The sequence below is a fragment of the Nocardioides sp. NPDC057767 genome (assembly GCF_042798275.1).
GTDB lineage: Bacteria > Actinomycetota > Actinomycetes > Propionibacteriales > Nocardioidaceae > Nocardioides.
In genome coordinates this window covers 1-15,659 of the sequence record NZ_JBHVKJ010000027.1, presented here as the reverse complement: position 1 = coordinate 15,659, position 15,659 = coordinate 1, and the positions used below count along the sequence as shown (strand labels likewise).

15 protein-coding genes are annotated in these 15,659 nt (G+C 70.2%); 5 read left to right on the top strand and 10 right to left on the bottom strand.

Going from position 1 to position 15,659, the window contains the following annotated elements:
- Positions 1-3: 3 nt before the first annotated feature.
- From ACFVDI_RS15280 to ACFVDI_RS15240, 9 genes are all read right to left on the bottom strand, one after another.
- The gene (locus ACFVDI_RS15280) at positions 4-660 is read right to left on the bottom strand and encodes a response regulator (RefSeq protein WP_378906397.1); all 657 of its coding nucleotides are present in this window, start codon (positions 658-660) and stop codon (positions 4-6) included.
- 108 nt (positions 661-768) lie between these two features.
- A complete protein-coding gene (locus ACFVDI_RS15275; RefSeq protein ID WP_378906395.1) occupies positions 769-1,680 on the bottom strand; it encodes a type II secretion system F family protein in 912 nt (303 codons plus the stop codon).
- Positions 1,677-3,299 carry a type II secretion system F family protein gene (locus tag ACFVDI_RS15270; RefSeq protein WP_378906393.1) on the bottom strand — a complete coding sequence of 541 codons (1,623 nt, stop codon included), beginning with the start codon at positions 3,297-3,299 and terminating at the stop codon, positions 1,677-1,679. The genes ACFVDI_RS15275 and ACFVDI_RS15270 overlap by 4 nt, the downstream gene beginning before the upstream one ends.
- 20 nt (positions 3,300-3,319) lie before the next feature.
- On the bottom strand, positions 3,320-4,723 hold the full coding sequence (locus ACFVDI_RS15265; protein ID WP_378906391.1) for a CpaF family protein: 1,404 nt from the start codon (positions 4,721-4,723) through the stop codon (positions 3,320-3,322).
- Positions 4,720-5,907: a CpaE family protein gene (locus tag ACFVDI_RS15260; RefSeq protein WP_378906389.1), complete on the bottom strand. Its 1,188-nt coding sequence runs from the start codon at positions 5,905-5,907 to the stop codon at positions 4,720-4,722. Before ACFVDI_RS15260 ends, ACFVDI_RS15265 begins: the two co-directional genes overlap by 4 nt.
- Before the next feature lie 13 nt (positions 5,908-5,920).
- Positions 5,921-6,688, bottom strand: a complete 768-nt coding sequence (cpaB, locus tag ACFVDI_RS15255) for a Flp pilus assembly protein CpaB (protein ID WP_378906387.1) — start codon at positions 6,686-6,688, stop codon at positions 5,921-5,923.
- A 25-nt stretch (positions 6,689-6,713) separates the two neighbouring features.
- Positions 6,714-7,862 (bottom strand): pilus assembly protein TadG-related protein, encoded by a 1,149-nt coding sequence (locus ACFVDI_RS15250; protein ID WP_378906386.1) that lies wholly within the window; start codon positions 7,860-7,862, stop codon positions 6,714-6,716.
- Positions 7,850-8,263 carry a TadE/TadG family type IV pilus assembly protein gene (locus tag ACFVDI_RS15245; protein WP_378906385.1) on the bottom strand — a complete coding sequence of 138 codons (414 nt, stop codon included), beginning with the start codon at positions 8,261-8,263 and terminating at the stop codon, positions 7,850-7,852. The genes ACFVDI_RS15250 and ACFVDI_RS15245 overlap by 13 nt, the downstream gene beginning before the upstream one ends.
- A 76-nt stretch (positions 8,264-8,339) precedes the next feature.
- Complete coding sequence (locus ACFVDI_RS15240; RefSeq protein WP_328529332.1) at positions 8,340-8,546, bottom strand: Flp family type IVb pilin; 207 nt, start codon at positions 8,544-8,546, stop codon at positions 8,340-8,342.
- A gap of 286 nt (positions 8,547-8,832) precedes the next feature.
- Between ACFVDI_RS15240 and ACFVDI_RS15235 the strand changes: the two genes are divergently transcribed.
- Complete coding sequence (locus ACFVDI_RS15235) at positions 8,833-9,558, top strand: prepilin peptidase (RefSeq protein WP_378906384.1); 726 nt, start codon at positions 8,833-8,835, stop codon at positions 9,556-9,558.
- Positions 9,559-9,687: 129 nt separating this feature from the next.
- On the opposite strand, the gene ACFVDI_RS15230 is transcribed toward ACFVDI_RS15235, so the two are convergent.
- Positions 9,688-9,888 (bottom strand): hypothetical protein, encoded by a 201-nt coding sequence (locus tag ACFVDI_RS15230; protein WP_378906382.1) that lies wholly within the window; start codon positions 9,886-9,888, stop codon positions 9,688-9,690.
- Between ACFVDI_RS15230 and ACFVDI_RS15225 the strand changes: the two genes are divergently transcribed.
- The 4 genes from ACFVDI_RS15225 (at position 9,880) to ACFVDI_RS15210 (ending at position 15,598) form a co-directional block, all read left to right on the top strand.
- Positions 9,880-11,337, top strand: a complete 1,458-nt coding sequence (locus ACFVDI_RS15225) for an ATP-binding protein (protein ID WP_378906380.1) — start codon at positions 9,880-9,882, stop codon at positions 11,335-11,337. The genes ACFVDI_RS15230 and ACFVDI_RS15225 overlap by 9 nt on opposite strands.
- On the top strand, positions 11,334-12,029 hold the full coding sequence (locus tag ACFVDI_RS15220) for a response regulator transcription factor (protein ID WP_378906378.1): 696 nt from the start codon (positions 11,334-11,336) through the stop codon (positions 12,027-12,029). Before ACFVDI_RS15225 ends, ACFVDI_RS15220 begins: the two co-directional genes overlap by 4 nt.
- Before the next feature lie 119 nt (positions 12,030-12,148).
- Positions 12,149-13,054: a formyltetrahydrofolate deformylase gene (purU, locus tag ACFVDI_RS15215; protein ID WP_378906376.1), complete on the top strand. Its 906-nt coding sequence runs from the start codon at positions 12,149-12,151 to the stop codon at positions 13,052-13,054.
- 39 nt (positions 13,055-13,093) lie between these two features.
- The gene (locus tag ACFVDI_RS15210; RefSeq protein ID WP_378906374.1) at positions 13,094-15,598 is read left to right on the top strand and encodes an FAD-dependent oxidoreductase; all 2,505 of its coding nucleotides are present in this window, start codon (positions 13,094-13,096) and stop codon (positions 15,596-15,598) included.
- Positions 15,599-15,659: the final 61 nt, after the last annotated feature.

The window sequence follows — 15,659 nt, the reverse complement described above, 5'->3', positions numbered from 1 at the left end:
CGTTCACCCGGTGCCGGTCCTGGCGAACGGTGGCGCCTGCAGCAGGCCCCGTTCCAAGGCCACCATCAGCGCCTGGGAACGGCTGTTGACCCCGAGCTTGTCGTAGAGCCGGGCCACGTAGGTCTTCGCGGTCGAGTTGCTCACGTAGAGCCCGCGGGCCAGCTGTGGGATGGTCAGCCCGCGGTGCAGCAGCCGCAGGACCTCGGTTTCGCGCGAACTCAGCGGAGAGGAGTCCCGTGCGTCACGCAGCCGGACGAGCGCGGCGGCGAGACCGGGCGCGGTGAAGGACCGTGCCGCGACCGCGGCGTGCCGGATCGCACAGACGATCTCCGGCGCCGAGGCGGTCTTGGGTACGAAGGCGGACACCCCGGTCTCCATGGCCCGGAACAGGACGTCGTCCTCGCCGAAGGAGGTCAGCACGACGATTCCCAGCTCGGGAAAGCGGTCCCGCAGGTCGCGTGCGAGAGCGAGCCCGTTGCGGTCGGGCAGGCTGACGTCCACGGTGACGACGTCCGGCGTCAGCTCGCCGACCAGTGTCACCGCCTCCGTGGCAGTGCTCGCCTCGCCGACGATCTCGATGTCTTGCTGTTGGTGCATCAGCTGCGACAGGCCGAATCGGTGCAACGTGTGCCCGTCGACTGTCACGAGTCGAATGTTCATGAGTCCCCGCCCCTACGTGATTCCAGCGAGAACAAGGAAGCCACACCAAAGGTGCGAATCCGAGTGCAGACCGGTTGCAGGACGGTTGCAGAGACCGGGCCGTTCCACCTACCCGCTGAACGTCTCCATGATCGAGAGGGCGGCGGGCCCGAGGACGACGATGAACAACGCCGGGAAGATGCAGAACATCATCGGGAAGAGGATCTTGACGGGAAGCTTCTGTGCCTTCTCCTCGGCGAGCTGACGGTGCTTGGTCCGCATCTCCTTCGACTGCTCGTGCAGGACCTGCCCGGTCGGGACGCCGAGCTCGGACGCTTGGACCAGCGCGGACACGAACGCCCGCAGCTCGACGACGGTCGTCCGGTCCGCGAGTGCCCGCAGTGCCTCGACCCGAGACTTTCCGAGCTGCATCTCCTGCAGCATCCGCACACATTCCGCGGCCATCGGTCCGTCGGTCTTCTGGGCCACCTGGGCCAGCGCTGCGTCGAACCCGAGCCCAGCCTCGACACAGACGCTCAGCACGTCCAAGGTGTTCGGGAGCTGCTTGCGTATCGCGGCTTGGCGCTTGCTGCCGGCGTTGTAGAGAAGGACGTCGGGAAGGAAGAAGCCGGCTGCCGCACCGATCGCGCCGAAGCCGAAGATCGTGACTCCGGACCGTGACCCGAGCAGTGCTCCGAGCGCCGCGCCCGCGACCAGCCCCAGGCCCTTGTAGGCGAACACCTTCTCCACGGTCCAGCTCCCCGGGTTGCCTGCGAGGTTCAGCCGCCGGCTGATGGACGCCGGCACTCCGGCCGGCGACAGCTTGGCCGCGAGCCGGCCCAGCCGGACGAGCGGGTACGGCAACCCGACCCGGCCGGAACCGCTCACGACGCCCGCCTGTCCGTTGCCGTAGTACCGCTCGATCGACTCGAGTCCGTCGGCCACCCGCCGGGTCCCCGCTCCCCAGGTCATCGACAGGCCGATGATCCCGAGTGCGATCGCGACCGCCAAGGTCGCCACTCCGAGCACGAGCACGTTCACTCCTCCACCTTGACCAGGCGGCTCATCCAGAACCAGCCGAGGGACATGCAGCCCACTCCGACGGTGACCAGCACCCAGCCGATCGGCGTCGTGTAGAGCGGCGCGACGTAGCCGCGGTTGCTCAGCAGCATCCAGCAGGCGAGCAGGATGGGGAGCGCGATCAGGACGTACGCAGACATCCGGCCCTCGGCCGAGAGTGCCTTGACGTGCCGGCGCAGCTGGGCGCGCTCCCGCATGGTCTCCGCGGTCGTCTGCAGCAGTCCGGCCAGGTTGCCGCCGACCTGCCGCTGGATCCGGATCGCCATCACCACCCACGCGAAGTCGGCCGACTCCATCCGCCCGGCGGCCTTGTCCAGCGCATCCTCCACCGACATGCCCAGCCGGGTCCTGGCGAGCGCACGGGCGAGCTCACCGGAGATCGGCTCCGTACCGTCGCGGACCACCCCGTCGAGCGCCTGCGGCAGCGAGAAGCCGGTCCGGAGCGCGGCGACCAGGAGGTTCAGCGTGTCCGGCAGCTGTTCGCCGAATGCGGCTCGCCGCCGGGAGATCCGGAACCGCAGGTAGGACCGACCGGCGAACCATGCGACCACGGCCAGGATCACGCCGATGACCCAGGCCCAGCCGAGAACGACGGCCACCACGCCGGGTACGAGGCTCACGCTCACGCGCACCACCAGCCACTCTGCCGGCCGCAGCGACATGCCTGCGAGGTCGAGGTCGGTGGCGAGCTGCTCGTGCCGGCCGCGCCAGCTCAGGAACCGCTCGCTGAAGGTGAGCAGGTGCCGCAGCGGCGAGGACCACGCGTCCGTCTCGTGGGGTTCAGGCACGGCCGCGGCCACGCGGTAGCGCGCCAGGCTGGCCAGGCCCCGCTCGCGCCGACGGTCGCGGCGCAGCGGACCGAGCACTGCGATGGCGACGCCGACCAGGCCCGCGAACAACGCACCGGCGCCGGTCACCAGCAGCCACGCAGGTGGCGGAGAGTCCGGCTCGACCACCGGTGGTGCGGGCACCAGCTCCGCGGCCTGGGCCTTCGCCTCCTCCGCGGTCAGCATGCGGCCGCCGGTGCCCTCGGTCAGCCGCTGGCGTCCGCCGGACCCGTGAACGCCGTCGAGCACGCCCATGTCGACCGTGATCCCGTACTTTCGCAGCAGCGCCAGGGCCTCCTCGAGCGACCGCTCGCTGTCGGTGTCCTCGCCGTCGGAGAGGATCAGCATCTTCCGCGTGCCCGGTGCTCGGGACAGCGTCTTCGCACCGAGTACGACGGCGTCGTAGAGACGGGTGCTTCCCTGGGCCTGCGCCGTGCGTACGGCCGCGCGGATGCGCTGCCGGTCCACGGCGAGCGGTGCGGTCAGCTCCGGCGTGCCCGAGGAGGTCACGAGCCCCGCCGGCACGTCGGGAGGCAGCGCGCGGAGATAGCTCTCGGCCGCCTTCTGCGCCGACGCCAACCGCTCACCGCTCATGGAGCCGCTCGTGTCGAGCAGGATGACGACCGCTCCCGGGCTCGGCTGTGCCTCGGTCGCCACCGCCGCGGTCGGGGTCAGGGCCGACAGAAACGACAGCATCACGAGCGCGACGACCAGCAGCGGCCGTCGGCTCCGACGTACGCAGGACATGGCCATGGAGGCACCCACCTCTCGACTCATCGCTCGCCGACCAGGGTGCCGAGCAGGTCGGGCATCGTGATGCCGTGCTGCTCCAACCGTTCGGAGAAGGTCGGGCGCAGCCCGGTCGAGCGCAGGGCGCCCCGGAACCGCCCGTGCTCGTCGACCCCCGCGCCGAAGTCGAACAGGAAGAGGTCCTGCAGGGTCAGTACGTCACCCTCCATGCCGGTCACCTCGGTGATGTGGGTGATCCTCCGGGTGCCGTCCTTGAGGCGGGCCTGCTGGATGATCAGGTCGATACCGGAGGCGATCTGCTCCCTGATCGCCCGGCTCGGCAGGTCGATGCCCGCCATCAGGACCATCGTCTCCAGCCGCGAGGCCGAGTCTCTCGGCGAGTTGGCGTGCACGGTCGTGAGCGACCCGTCGTGGCCGGTGTTCATCGCCTGCAGCATGTCGAGGGCGGCACCGTCGCGGACCTCGCCGACGACGATCCGCTCGGGCCGCATCCGCAGTGCATTACGGACCAGGCTGCGGATGGTGATCTCGCCGCGGCCCTCGATGTTGGACGGCCGCGACTCCAGACGCACCACGTGATCCTGGCGCAGCTGCAGCTCGGCCGCGTCCTCGATGGTCACGATGCGCTCGTCGTGTGGAAGGAACGATGACAGCACGTTCAGCGTCGTCGTCTTTCCCGACCCGGTGCCGCCGCTGACGATGATGTTCAGTCGGCCCCGAACACAGGCTGACAAGAGGTCGGCGACCGGCTTCGTCATGGTGCCGAACCTGATCAGGTCCGCGACCTGGAACGGATCGGCGGAGAACTTCCGGATGGTCAGGGTCGAGCCGTCCAGCGCGATGGGGGATACGACGGCGTTGACCCGGCTGCCGTCGGCGAGCCGGGCGTCGACCATCGGACTGGCCTCGTCCACCCGCCGACCGACCCGAGCGACGATCTTGTCGATCACGCGACGCAGATGGTCCTCGTCCGCGAACGCCGCGGGCACCGAGGACAGGCGGCCTGCGCGCTCGACGTAGATCCGGTCCGGACCGTTGACCATGATCTCGGTGATCCCGGGATCGTGCAGCAGCGGCTCGAGAGGGCCGTGACCGAGGATCTCGTTCGCGACCTCCTCCGCGAGACGGATCCGGTCGGCGGCGGTCAACGGGGTGTCCTCCCGCTCGAGCACGCTCTTGACCGTCACCCGCACCCGCTGTGCCAGCTCGTCCTCGGCGAGCTGGTCGGCGTACAGGCTCGGACCGAGCTCCTCGAGGAGGGTGTCGTGCACGCTCCGCTTGAGCTTGGCGAACGGGTCGGCGTGGCGGCTGGCGCGCACGGGCGACTCGTCGGGCTCGGAGACCGACTCCGCCTGTGTCGCCTGGCGGGCGGCGGGCTCCCGGCCCGGTCGCTGCTCGGCCAGCCGCTCACTCAGTCGCATGCTCATGTGTCGTCCCCGCTCCGCGCGCCGATGGCGAGCCACCGGCGACGCTGCCCCTTGGCCGCTGGTGCCTCGGCCGCGTGCAGACGGTCGATGCGCTGGACGCCGAACTCCCGGATCGCCGCACTGACGCGGTGCGACGGCTTCTCGGCCGTGATCGGTACGCCGCGGTTGAAGGACGCGGCGACCTCGAGGTTGTTGGGGATCCTGGCGGCGAGCTTGCTGCGCAGAGCCTGCTCGACGTCGGCGGCGGTGATCCCGACCCGGTTGTCCTCCCGGTTGAGCACGATGCTGCGGGTCGCCCGCGGATACGAGAGCAGGTCGAGCATGTCGAGCGTCAGTCGGAGGTTCTTCATCGCCGCCAGGTCCGGGGTCGTCAGCAGCACGTGGTGATCGCTGCCGTCGAGTGCACGGAGCACGTGCTCGTTGAACTGAGGGGGCGTGTCGACCACGACGTAGTCGAACATCCCGCGCAGCATCTCGAGCAGGTCGTCGATCACGGTGGCCGGCACCTTCTCGGCATCGCCGGGCTCCACCGGGGCGAGCACGCACTCCAGGCCGGGCCGGAAGCTGGTGAGCAGGCCGGCCACACCGGTCGTATCCATGTTCTCGCCCATCCCGACGGCGTCGACGAGGGTCCGCCTTGGTTCGAGCTGCAGCGAGATGGCTACATCGCCGAAGGCCAGGTCGAGGTCGACCAGGCACACTCTGCGTGCGCCGTCGGCGTGCAGCGCGACCGCGAGGTTGGTGGCCAGGGTCGTCTTGCCGCAGCCGCCCTTGGCGCTGAAGATGGTGATCACCTTTCCCTCGCTGTCCGCGGTGGTGTCCACGGGCAGCAGGATCGACTCCGAGAGCCGCCGGGAGCGCAGGCAGGCGTCGGCGAGGCCTGACAGGTCCGCCGTGGAGACGAGCTCACGGATGCCGGCCTGCATCGCGTGCGCGTAGGTCTCGACGTCCAGCTCGGGTCGGATCACCACGACGCCGACGAGCGGTCGCGTCAGACGCAGCGCGGTCGCGAACCCGGCGGCATCGGCGAAGCCGACCTCCGGCCCGATGACGACCAGGGGCTCACCCGGGAGCTGCTCGACCAGCTCCTGCGCCCGGGACAGGGTCGGGGCGGTCAGGACGCCGGTTCCTACGGCGGCGAGCAGCTCGTCGCTGGGCTGGGACGGGGTGCAGAGGATGGTCATGTCGCTGTCTCACTCAACTCTCGGTGCGGGTCATGGATCGGGTGTCGGCGCCGCGCCCGGGCTTGACCTCGGACGAGTCGGACCGCAGCGCGAGGTGGAGCGAACCGGTCTCGGAACGGAGGATCAGCCGCTCCGCGTCGTGCTGGTCGACGGCCACGGTCACCAGCACGTCGACCTGCTGGGTCCCGGCGGGTTCGCCCTCCTTGGCCGGGGCGCCGCCGACGGCGAGCACCTCGACCTTGGGTAGCAGCACCCGGGTGATCTGGACGTCGTCGCGCCTCTTGGGGAGGCCGTCACCGGTAGCCCGGCCCTCCCGGTCACGCTCGGTGTAGGTGTCGAACACCGCCACCTCGGAGCCGGCCGTCACATAGCCCGCGACCTCTTGGGTCACGCCGAGTGCGACGGTGACAGCGACCTTGCCGTCCGGGATGGCCAGGCCCGACGAGCTGGGCCGGTCCTCACCGAACATCGAGCGCAGCACCAGCTGGCCGGGCGCGATGTCTCCGACGGCGACCAGGTGCTCGAGGTCCGGCGGGATCTCGCTCAGTACGCCCGTCGGCACGGTGTCCGCAGGCATCTGCTCGGTCCTCAGCAGCCCGCCGTCGAGGGCCCTGCCGGCTTCGGTGCCGGCCGGCACCGACTGGTCGGCGATGAGCACGGTCACGGCCTGCTTTCCGGCCATCGCCCGGGCATCCGCGCCCCGGACGTACCAGAGGACCGCCGTGGTGCCCACCACCGCGAGCAGCAGTGCGAGGCCCAGGACGAGGACGGAACGTTTCATGGTGCTTCTCTTCTCTCTGGTCTGCTCAGCCGATGACCTGGACGGTCGTGGCGCCCATGTCGGGCCCGCCGAGCACGGTGCCTGCGGTGGTGACGAGGTCCTTGGTGAAGTAGCCGAAGACGCACTTGGCGGAGCTGGAACCGGTCGCGGAGCACTTCCTTCGTCCGGTCAAGGTCGAGGCCGCCTTGAAACCCGCCAGGTCGTAGCCCGTCACCACGAACGCCGCGAACCCGCGCATCTGGTACGTGCCGTTGCTCCCGGTCCCCGTGGCGACGTCGAAGATCGGGACGAGCAGGGGCTCTCCGGAGGTCCGAGCCGCTGACAGCAGTGCCTCGCACTTCGCCCCGGACACGCCGGGGTCTGCCGAGAACGACCCGTCGACGTCGACGTCCAGGCCGCAGTCGCTGTCGGCCAGCCAGCCGAAGCCGCCGGGCAGGTCTCCGCCCGAGGGGGTGCCCGGACATGGGATCGGGTCGCCGCCGTCAGCCTTGATGGACAGGACGCGCTCGTAGCTGCCGTCGACGACGGTCGGCGGGGCCGGAGCGAAGCTGACGCCGTCCTGGGTGGCGTACTGCCACTCGCAGAACGAGATCGTCAGCGGGAGGGTGGAGGCTGCCCGCAGACCGCCCCAGGCGGCCCGGGCGCAGGCGAGCACGCCGCGGCCGTCGTAGTCGTCGCCGAGCAGGATCTGCCCGAAAACCGGGGGCAGCACCGTCGAGTCGTCGTCCTGCAGGGTGGTGGTGCGGACCTCGACGAAGTTGCCCGGAGCCGGTGGACGGGTGCCCAGGCACGCGTCGGACACTGCGTCCTCCGCCGGGCACGGGGCCAGGAACCCGGTGGTGGTGCGTCCGCACACCAGGCTCGCATCGGCCTTGCCGTCGCTCGCGTCGTTGTCCGCGGCGTACCTCTCGGCCACCTGCTGGGCATCGGGAGCGCAGCCGTCGGCATCCGCGCAGTCCTGGGCGACGGCGAGGGCCGCCGCGTCGGCGCCGTTCTGGAGCTCGGCCCGCTCGACGTAGAGCTGGCCGGTGTCGATGACCAGGGCGCCGATGCCGAGCAGCAGTCCGACGCCGAGGACGATCGCGACCACGGTCGTCACCGCTCCTCGGTCGTCGCCGTGCCGCCGGGTTCGGTCGATGATGCGGTCGATGATGCGGTCGATCAGCCGAGGCATCGCATGACTCCTCTACCAGTGAGCTGGACCGAGGATCCGACGCCGCCGCCGAACATGCCGGCGATGCTCTCGATCGGGGTGACGAAGGTGAAGTTCTGTCTCGCGAGGACGACCGCGTCGTCGGTCGGCCCCGGGTTCGCCGGGCAGGCGGTGATCGAGACGGTGACGCCGGTCAGCGGCTCGGCGGCGGCACGGGTCCTGTCCGCGGCGCCCGGCTGTTCGAGGGCGGCGAGACGTACGCCTTCGCGTGCTGCCTGGGTGAGCGTGACCTGTGCGTTCAGCGCCCGCCCGAAGTCGATGAGCCCGAACAGCACGAGCAGCAACAGCGGCAGCACGAGCGCGAACTCGACCGCGGCGGCGCCGCGGTCGGCCCGGTCGGGGCGACTGAGGAGGCGTGGCATTCGGGTCTCTTTCTGAAGGGACGGAGGAGGTGACGAGGGGCCGGCCGGCTGACCGGCCCCTCGACCCTGCTGCGGATCAGGCCGCGGCCCCGCCACCCGGCAGAGCGTTGAGCACGGTCACGAAAAGCCCGTTCAGCCGAGGGCCGAGGAGGGCAAGCGTCGCGACGATCGCGACTGCGATCAGACCGACCAGCAGGCCGTACTCGACAGCGGTGGCACCGCGCTCGCGGTCCTCGACCCGACGGTCCAACCAGCTCTGGGCGAATGCGATGAGAGCAAGCATGAGAAACTCCTTGTGTCCTTGATGTGAGGGTCCGGGACCGAGTTCCTGGACTGGCTTCGGGCGACCCCACGTCTCCCGATGCCTCAACGATCCGCGGTCGGGGCGGTCCCCGGAAGCGGGCGAACGGCCAGGGTTGGAGCGCGGTCGGACGACATCCGTAGACCCGTGTCGGGCATTCGGAGGACACCTGTCGGGCCACCGGCAGACGGTCGGCCATTTATGCGCCGGAGCCCTGGGCCGGCCGACCCGTCTGTTCTACCGTCGAGGCGTGCACCTGGAGATGGCGATGATCGGTACCGCAGGCGGGGCGCTCGCCGCGCCCTGGCTGCGAGTGCTGGTGTTCCGCCTCTCGGTTCGGTCGGGAGAGCCCGACCGCACTCGGTGCCCCGGCTGCGCCACCGTGCTGGTCTCGGGCCGACTGTGGCGCTCACTCCTGTCCCCGAGCGGCCGCTGCCCGCGCTGCCGGAGCCGGATCGGGCCGTCTGCCGGTGTCGTCGAGTGTATTGCGGCCGCGCTCACCGGCGCCGTCGCGGGCGCGATCGGTCCGCGTCCCGAGCTGCTCGCGTTCGCGTTCCTGGCGCTGCTGGCGGTCCCGCTCGCGTTCATCGATGTCGCGGTCCACCGGTTGCCCGACCGGCTGACGCTGCGGGCGTACCCGATCCTCGCGGGCCTGCTCGCGGTCGCGGCTCTCGTCTCCGGCGAGCCGCACCGGCTTCTCGGCGTCCTTGCCGGTGGGGCGGTGGCCGGGCTGGGCTACCTGGCCCTGGTGCTGATCCGCCCCGACCAGCTCGGCCTCGGCGATGCGAAGCTGGCCGGTCTGCTCGGTCTCGCCCTCGGCTGGTGGGGGCTGTCCGCGGTCGTGCTGGCGTGCGCTCTGGCGTTCGTGCTCTCCGGGATCCTCGGTCTGGCGCTGCTGCTGACCAGACGGGTGAAGCTCGACTCGGCCCTGCCGCTGGGGCCGTTCCTGGTTGCCGGCGCGTTCGCGGTGCTGCTGGGGACGACCGGCTGGTAGTCCAGCCCTCACCGGTCCGAACGGACCCACGCCGCTCCCGATCCCCACTTTCCTCCTGCGCATTTCCGTGGTTTGTGGCACCTTTGTTGTGGGGAGGGACCACGCAAAGGGGGTCGCGAGACGGAACCATCAGCTGAGCACGCGGGCACCGGCGCGAGCGCGGATCCCCTCTCCGAACTCGTCGATCGCGCCACGGTTCTGCTCCATGATGCTGCGGCGGACTCGGACGACGTTGCGGAGTTCGTCGAGGATGTCGCGCGGCTCGATCCCGAAGCCGTGCTCCGGGAATCCGGGCCGGGCGGGGACGCGTACTCCGCCCTGATGAGGCACGCACGGTCGGTCGTGGTGCGGATCGGCCTCGACGGGACCTGGTCGGTGCTCTCCGATGCGATCATCGAGACGCTCGGCTATCCGCCGGACGTCGAGCTGCCCTCCGGCCTGCGGGACGCGGTCCACCCTGATGACATCGACACCGCGGCCGACGCGTTGCGTGCGGTGCGGACCCGCGAGCTGCCGGCGGCGCGGACCGACATCCGGGTGCTCGCCGCCGACGGTCGATGGCGGGAGATGGACACCGTCTTCTACGACATGGCCGACGTCCCGGGCGTACATGCCGTCATCGCGTACGCGCTCGATGTGACCGACCAGCGGGCCGCCGAGCGCCGTTCCCGGACCGAAGGAAAGCGGCTCCGCGCGCTCGTGCGGCAGCTCGACGCCGCGGTACTGGTGGAGGACGAGGACGGCCGGACCGTGCTGGCCAACGAGACGTTCGCGCGGGTCTTCGGACGCACGAGCGCCGAGGATTGGGCAGACGTCGACCGCACGGAGATCCTCGGTGCCGTGGCCCGGCGCTGCCGCGAGCGAGCCACGGTGCGCGCTCAGCTGGACGACATCGCGACCCTCCGCAAGGCGTGCCTGGGCTACGCCCTCGAGCTGGTGAACGGCCGCTGCCTCAGCCTGGACTTCGTGCCGATCCATGACGGTGACACCGACCTGGGAGCGCTGTGGTACTTCCGAGACGTCACCGAGATCGCCACCACTCAGCACGAGCTCCGCGAGCGGAACCGGGTGCTGACCGAGGCGGCAGAGCTGAAGAACCACTTCGTGGCCGCCGTCTCCCACGAGCTGCGTACGCCGCTGACGGCGGTGGCCAGCTTCACCGAGATGCTGCGCGACCCGGCCTCCGGTTCCCTCACGGAGCGACAGCGGACCGCCGTCGATGCCGTCGTACGCAACGCTGAGCGGCTGACGAGACTCGTCGACGATCTGCAGCTGATCACCCAGCTCGAGCGGCACACCCTCCCGATCCACGAGTCGGCCGTCGACGTGTCCGAGCTGGTGCGCCTGGCGGTCGCAGACCACCGACCCGAGGCGGATCGGGGCGGACTGACCATGACCGCCGACATCGCCGGCGGTCCGCCGGTGACCGGCGACCCGACGCGTCTTCGCCAGGTGCTCGACAACCTGCTGAGCAACGCCGTGAAGTTCACCATGTCCCCGGGATCGGTGGCGGTCCGCGCCGGATGTGGTGCGGCCCGGTGGACGATCGAGGTGACCGACACCGGCATCGGGATTCCGGACGAGGAGGTGCCCGCCGTCACCGATACCTTCATCCGGGGCTCGAACGCCGTCCGGCGGCGGCTGTCGGGCAGCGGGCTCGGTCTGGCGATCTGCAAGACGATCATCGAGCTGCACCACGGATCACTCGCGGTCGAGAGCGCCGAGGACCGCGGCACGACGGTGCGGGTGACCGTACCGCTGGCCCGGGAGGCCCGATGACCAGGATCCTCGCCATCGAGGACGAGCCGGACATCGCGCTCGCCCTACGGATGCTGTTCGAGCGCGGCGGCTACGGCTTCGAGCTGGCGACGAACGGCCGGGTCGGGCTTCGTACGGTGCACGATGTGCGGCCGGACCTGGTGGTCCTGGACGTGGGGCTGCCAGAGATGGACGGCTGGACGGTGCTCGAGCGAGTGCGCGACTTCGCCGACGTACCGATCCTGATGCTGACCGCCCACGGCGAGGAGTCGGAGAAGGTCCGCGGCCTCCGGGGTGGCGCCGACGACTACCTCACCAAGCCGTTCAACAACAACGAGCTGCTGGCGCGTGTCGAGGCGCTGCTGCGTCGTGCGCGGGCGACCGGGCGAACGGCGGACCGCATCGGGTCGGGGGTGTACGACGACGGTGTCGTCCGCATCGACCGCCGGATCCGGCAGGTCGAGGTCGGGGGACGGCCGGTCGACCTCACGCGCACCGAGTTCCGGCTGCTCAACGTTCTGGTCCAGCACGCCGGCGCCGTGCTCTCACCGAGCCAGCTGCTGGAGCAGGTGTGGGACGACCCGACCGGGATCGCTCCGGAGCGGGTCAAGTTCGCGGTGCTCCGGCTGCGTCGCAAGCTCGGCTGGGCAAGTGACGCCTCGCCGATCGCGGCCGTTCGTGGCGTCGGCTACCGCTACCGGCCGCCTGCCTGAGCCGGACCTCGCCTCGGCAGTCATCGGATAGCCGCGACCCTTGACGGCGCTCTGAGAGCCGTTCTACGATCATTCTGATATATGAGTTGTGTATCATTACCGGCATTCAGGAGCCCAGCATGACCATCAGTCCTCCCAGCTCGACCGCTGTTGCGCCCGTGGCGACCGCCGCCTCCACAGCGACGACCAACGTGCTCACGCTCTCGTGCCAGGAGCGTCCGGGGATCATGCAGGCGGTCACGAGCTTCCTCTACGACCGCGGGTTCGACATCCTCGAGCACCAGCAGCACGACGACCGGATGGGCGAGCTGTTCTTCCTCCGGACCGCGTTCGCCTCCGCCGACGGGGCCGATGTCGATGAGCTCACCGCCGCGTTCGGTCCGATCGCGGACCGGTTCGACATGTCGTTCACCTTCCACGACGAGCGCAAGCCGCGGCTGCTGGTGATGGTCTCCAAGTTCGGTCACTGCCTCAACGACCTCATCTTCCGGTGGCGCGGCGGGACCCTGGGTGCCGAGATCGCCGTCGTCGCCTCCAACCACGAGGACCTCCGGCCGATGGCCGAGGCGGCCGGGCTGGAGTTCATCCACATCCCGATCACGCCGGAGACGAAGCCGCAGGCCGAGCAGCGCATGCTCGACCTGGTCGACGAGTACGAGATCGACCTGGTCGTGCTCGCCCGCTACATGCAGATCCTCTCCGACGACCTCTGCCGCCAGCTCGAGGGACGCGCGATCAACATCCACCACTCGTTCCTGCCGGGCTTCAAGGGTGCCAAGCCCTACCACCAGGCGCACGCCCGCGGCGTGAAGCTCGTCGGGGCCACCGCCCACTACGTCACCGCCGACCTCGATGAGGGCCCGATCATCGAGCAGGAGGTCAACCGGGTCGACCACACCTACACCCCGCAGGCCCTGGCCCATGTCGGGCAGGACGCCGAGTGCCTCGCGCTCTCGCGCGCCGTCCGCTGGCACTGCGAGCACCGCGTCCTCATGCACGGCTCCAGCACCGTCGTCTTCCGCTGACCACCCACCCCGAACCACCCGAAAGCTCAGGAGTTGCTCATGCCGTCCTCCGACAGCACCGTCTCGCCCCGCACAGTCATCATCGGCGCCGGCATCGTCGGCACGAACCTCGCGGACGAACTCGTGTCCCGCGGGTGGTCCGACATCACGGTCATCGAACAGGGCCCGCTCAGCCTGCCCGGCGGCTCGACCTCGCACGCCCCCGGTCTCGTCTTCCAGATCAACCCCTCGAAGACGATGACCCTGTTCGCCAAGTACACCGTGGAGAAGTTCATGGGCCTGGAGAAGGACGGCCTGAACTGCTTCAACCAGGTCGGTGGTCTCGAGGTCGCCACCACCGAGGCCCGCGTGGCGGAGCTCTACCGCAAGCTCGGCTACGCGAAGTCCTGGGGGATCGATGCCCGGGTCATCGGCCCGGCCGAGTGCAAGGACCTCTACCCGCACATCGACGAGTCGCAGGTCCTCGCCGGCCTGCACATCCCCACCGACGGCCTCGCCCGAGCGGCTCGTGCCGTCGACCTGCTCATCGAGCGTACGCAGGCGGCCGGCGTCACCTACCTCGAGCACACCGCGGTGACCGGCGTCCTCCAGGAGGGTGGCCGGGTCACGGGCGTCGAGACCACGAACGGTGTGGTCGAGGCCGACATCGTCGTCTCCTGCGCCGGCTTCTGGGGTGTCGAGGTCGGGAAGATGGCGGGCACCGACGTGCCGCTCCTCCCGCTCGCCCACCAGTTCATCAAGACCACGCCCGTCCCGGTCCTGGCGGGCAAGCACGACCAGCCCGACGGCGCGACCCTGCCGATCCTGCGCCACCAGGACCAGGACCTCTACTTCCGGGAGTGGGGCGAGGGCTACGGGATCGGCTCGTACGCCCACAAGCCGATGCCGTACGTCGCCTCCGATCTCGGCCCGACCCCGGAGCACGTCGACCACGACAACATGCCGTCCCGGCTCGACTTCACGCCCGAGGACTTCGAGAGCCCGTGGGACGAGTGCCGCAAGCTGCTCCCGTGCCTGCAGGATGCGGAGATCGCGGAGTCGTCCTTCAACGGGATCTTCTCGTTCACGCCCGACGGCGGGTCGCTCGTGGGTGAGTCCCGCGAGGTCGACGGCTTCTGGGTGGCCGAGGCCGTCTGGGTCACCCACTCCGCGGGTGTCGCCCGCGCGGTCGCCGAGGTGCTGACCACGGGACGCTCGGAGTACGACCTCGCCGACCTCGAGCTCAACCGGTTCGAGGAGACCCAGCTGGCCCCGGCGTACGTCAGCGAGACCTCGCAGCAGAACTTCGTCGAGATCTACGACATCCTGCACCCGCTGCAGCCCAAGGAGTCGCCGCGCGACATCCGGGTCAGCCCGTTCCACGCCCGCCAGGTCGAGCTCGGTGCCTTCTTCCTCGAGGCCGGGACCTGGGAGCGACCGCACTGGTACGAGGCCAACGCGGCCCTGCTGGACGAGCTGCCGGAGGAGTGGAAGTCACCGACGCGCGACGACTGGTCGGCGCGCTACCACTCGCCGATCGCGGCGGTCGAGGCGTGGAAGACCCGCACCGCGGTCGCCATGTACGACATGACGCCGCTGCGCCGCCTCGAGGTCTCCGGTCCCGGCGCCGAGACGCTGCTGCAGCGGCTCACCACCGGTGACGTGAGCAAGAAGCCCGGTGCGGTGACCTACACCCTGTTCCTCGACGAGCAGGGCGGGATCAAGAGCGACATCACCGTCGCCCGTCTGGAGGACGAGCTATACCAGGTCGGCGCCAACGGTCCGGTCGACCTGGCCTATCTCCGTCGCGAGGCGCGCAAGCTGCGGGCCGAGGACCCCGCCCTCACCGCCGAGGTCCGCGACACCACCGGCGGCACCTGCTGCATCGGCCTGTGGGGTCCGCTGGCCCGGGACCTGATCGGCAAGGTCAGCGCGGACGACTTCACCAACGACGGCCTGAAGTACTTCCGCGGCAAGCGGGCCACCATCGGTGGGATCCCGGTGACGGCGCTGCGGCTGTCCTACGTCGGTGAGCTCGGCTGGGAGATCTACGCCTCCGCCGAGAACGGCCAGAAGCTGTGGGACGTCCTGTGGGAGGCCGGCCAGGAGCACGGCGTGATCGCCGCCGGGCGGGCGGCGTTCGGCGCGCTGCGCCTGGAGAAGGGCTACCGGTCCTGGGGTGCCGACATGACCACCGAGCACGACCCGTACGAGGCGGGCGTCGGCTTCGCGGTGAAGACCGCGAAGGAGGACTTCGTCGGCAAGGCCGCGCTCGAGGGCCGCTCGGTGGAGACCTCGGCTCGCCGCCTTCGCTGCCTCACGATCGACGACGGCAAGTCCATGGTGCTCGGCAAGGAGCCGGTGCTGTCGGGGGAGACCGCGGTCGGGTACGTCACGAGCGCTGCCTACGGGTTCACGATCGGCAAGCCGATCGCCTACGCCTACCTTCCGGCGGAGATCGGGGAAGGGGACCAGGTCGAGATCGAGTACTTCGGTCAGCGGATCCCGGCGACGGTCACCCCGGAGCCGCTCTTCGACCCGAGCATGAGCCGCCTGCGCGGCTGACCGACGGGTCAGGATCGGCTCCGGCCAGGACACCTTCTTCGGCCTCGTCGCGGGGCTTTCC

Coding starts and splice junctions, on each gene's coding strand:
- ACFVDI_RS15280 (WP_378906397.1), bottom strand. CDS start 660: ATGAACATTCGACTCGTGACAGTCGACGGGCACACGTTGCACCGATTC.
- ACFVDI_RS15270 (WP_378906393.1), bottom strand. CDS start 3,299: ATGGCCATGTCCTGCGTACGTCGGAGCCGACGGCCGCTGCTGGTCGTC.
- ACFVDI_RS15265 (WP_378906391.1), bottom strand. CDS start 4,723: ATGAGCATGCGACTGAGTGAGCGGCTGGCCGAGCAGCGACCGGGCCGG.
- ACFVDI_RS15260 (WP_378906389.1), bottom strand. CDS start 5,907: ATGACCATCCTCTGCACCCCGTCCCAGCCCAGCGACGAGCTGCTCGCC.
- cpaB (WP_378906387.1), bottom strand. CDS start 6,688: ATGAAACGTTCCGTCCTCGTCCTGGGCCTCGCACTGCTGCTCGCGGTG.
- ACFVDI_RS15250 (WP_378906386.1), bottom strand. CDS start 7,862: ATGCCTCGGCTGATCGACCGCATCATCGACCGCATCATCGACCGAACC.
- ACFVDI_RS15245 (WP_378906385.1), bottom strand. CDS start 8,263: ATGCCACGCCTCCTCAGTCGCCCCGACCGGGCCGACCGCGGCGCCGCC.
- ACFVDI_RS15240 (WP_328529332.1), bottom strand. CDS start 8,546: ATGCTTGCTCTCATCGCATTCGCCCAGAGCTGGTTGGACCGTCGGGTC.
- ACFVDI_RS15235 (WP_378906384.1), top strand. CDS start 8,833: ATGATCGGTACCGCAGGCGGGGCGCTCGCCGCGCCCTGGCTGCGAGTG.
- ACFVDI_RS15225 (WP_378906380.1), top strand. CDS start 9,880: ATGAGGCACGCACGGTCGGTCGTGGTGCGGATCGGCCTCGACGGGACC.
- ACFVDI_RS15220 (WP_378906378.1), top strand. CDS start 11,334: ATGACCAGGATCCTCGCCATCGAGGACGAGCCGGACATCGCGCTCGCC.
- purU (WP_378906376.1), top strand. CDS start 12,149: ATGACCATCAGTCCTCCCAGCTCGACCGCTGTTGCGCCCGTGGCGACC.
- ACFVDI_RS15210 (WP_378906374.1), top strand. CDS start 13,094: ATGCCGTCCTCCGACAGCACCGTCTCGCCCCGCACAGTCATCATCGGC.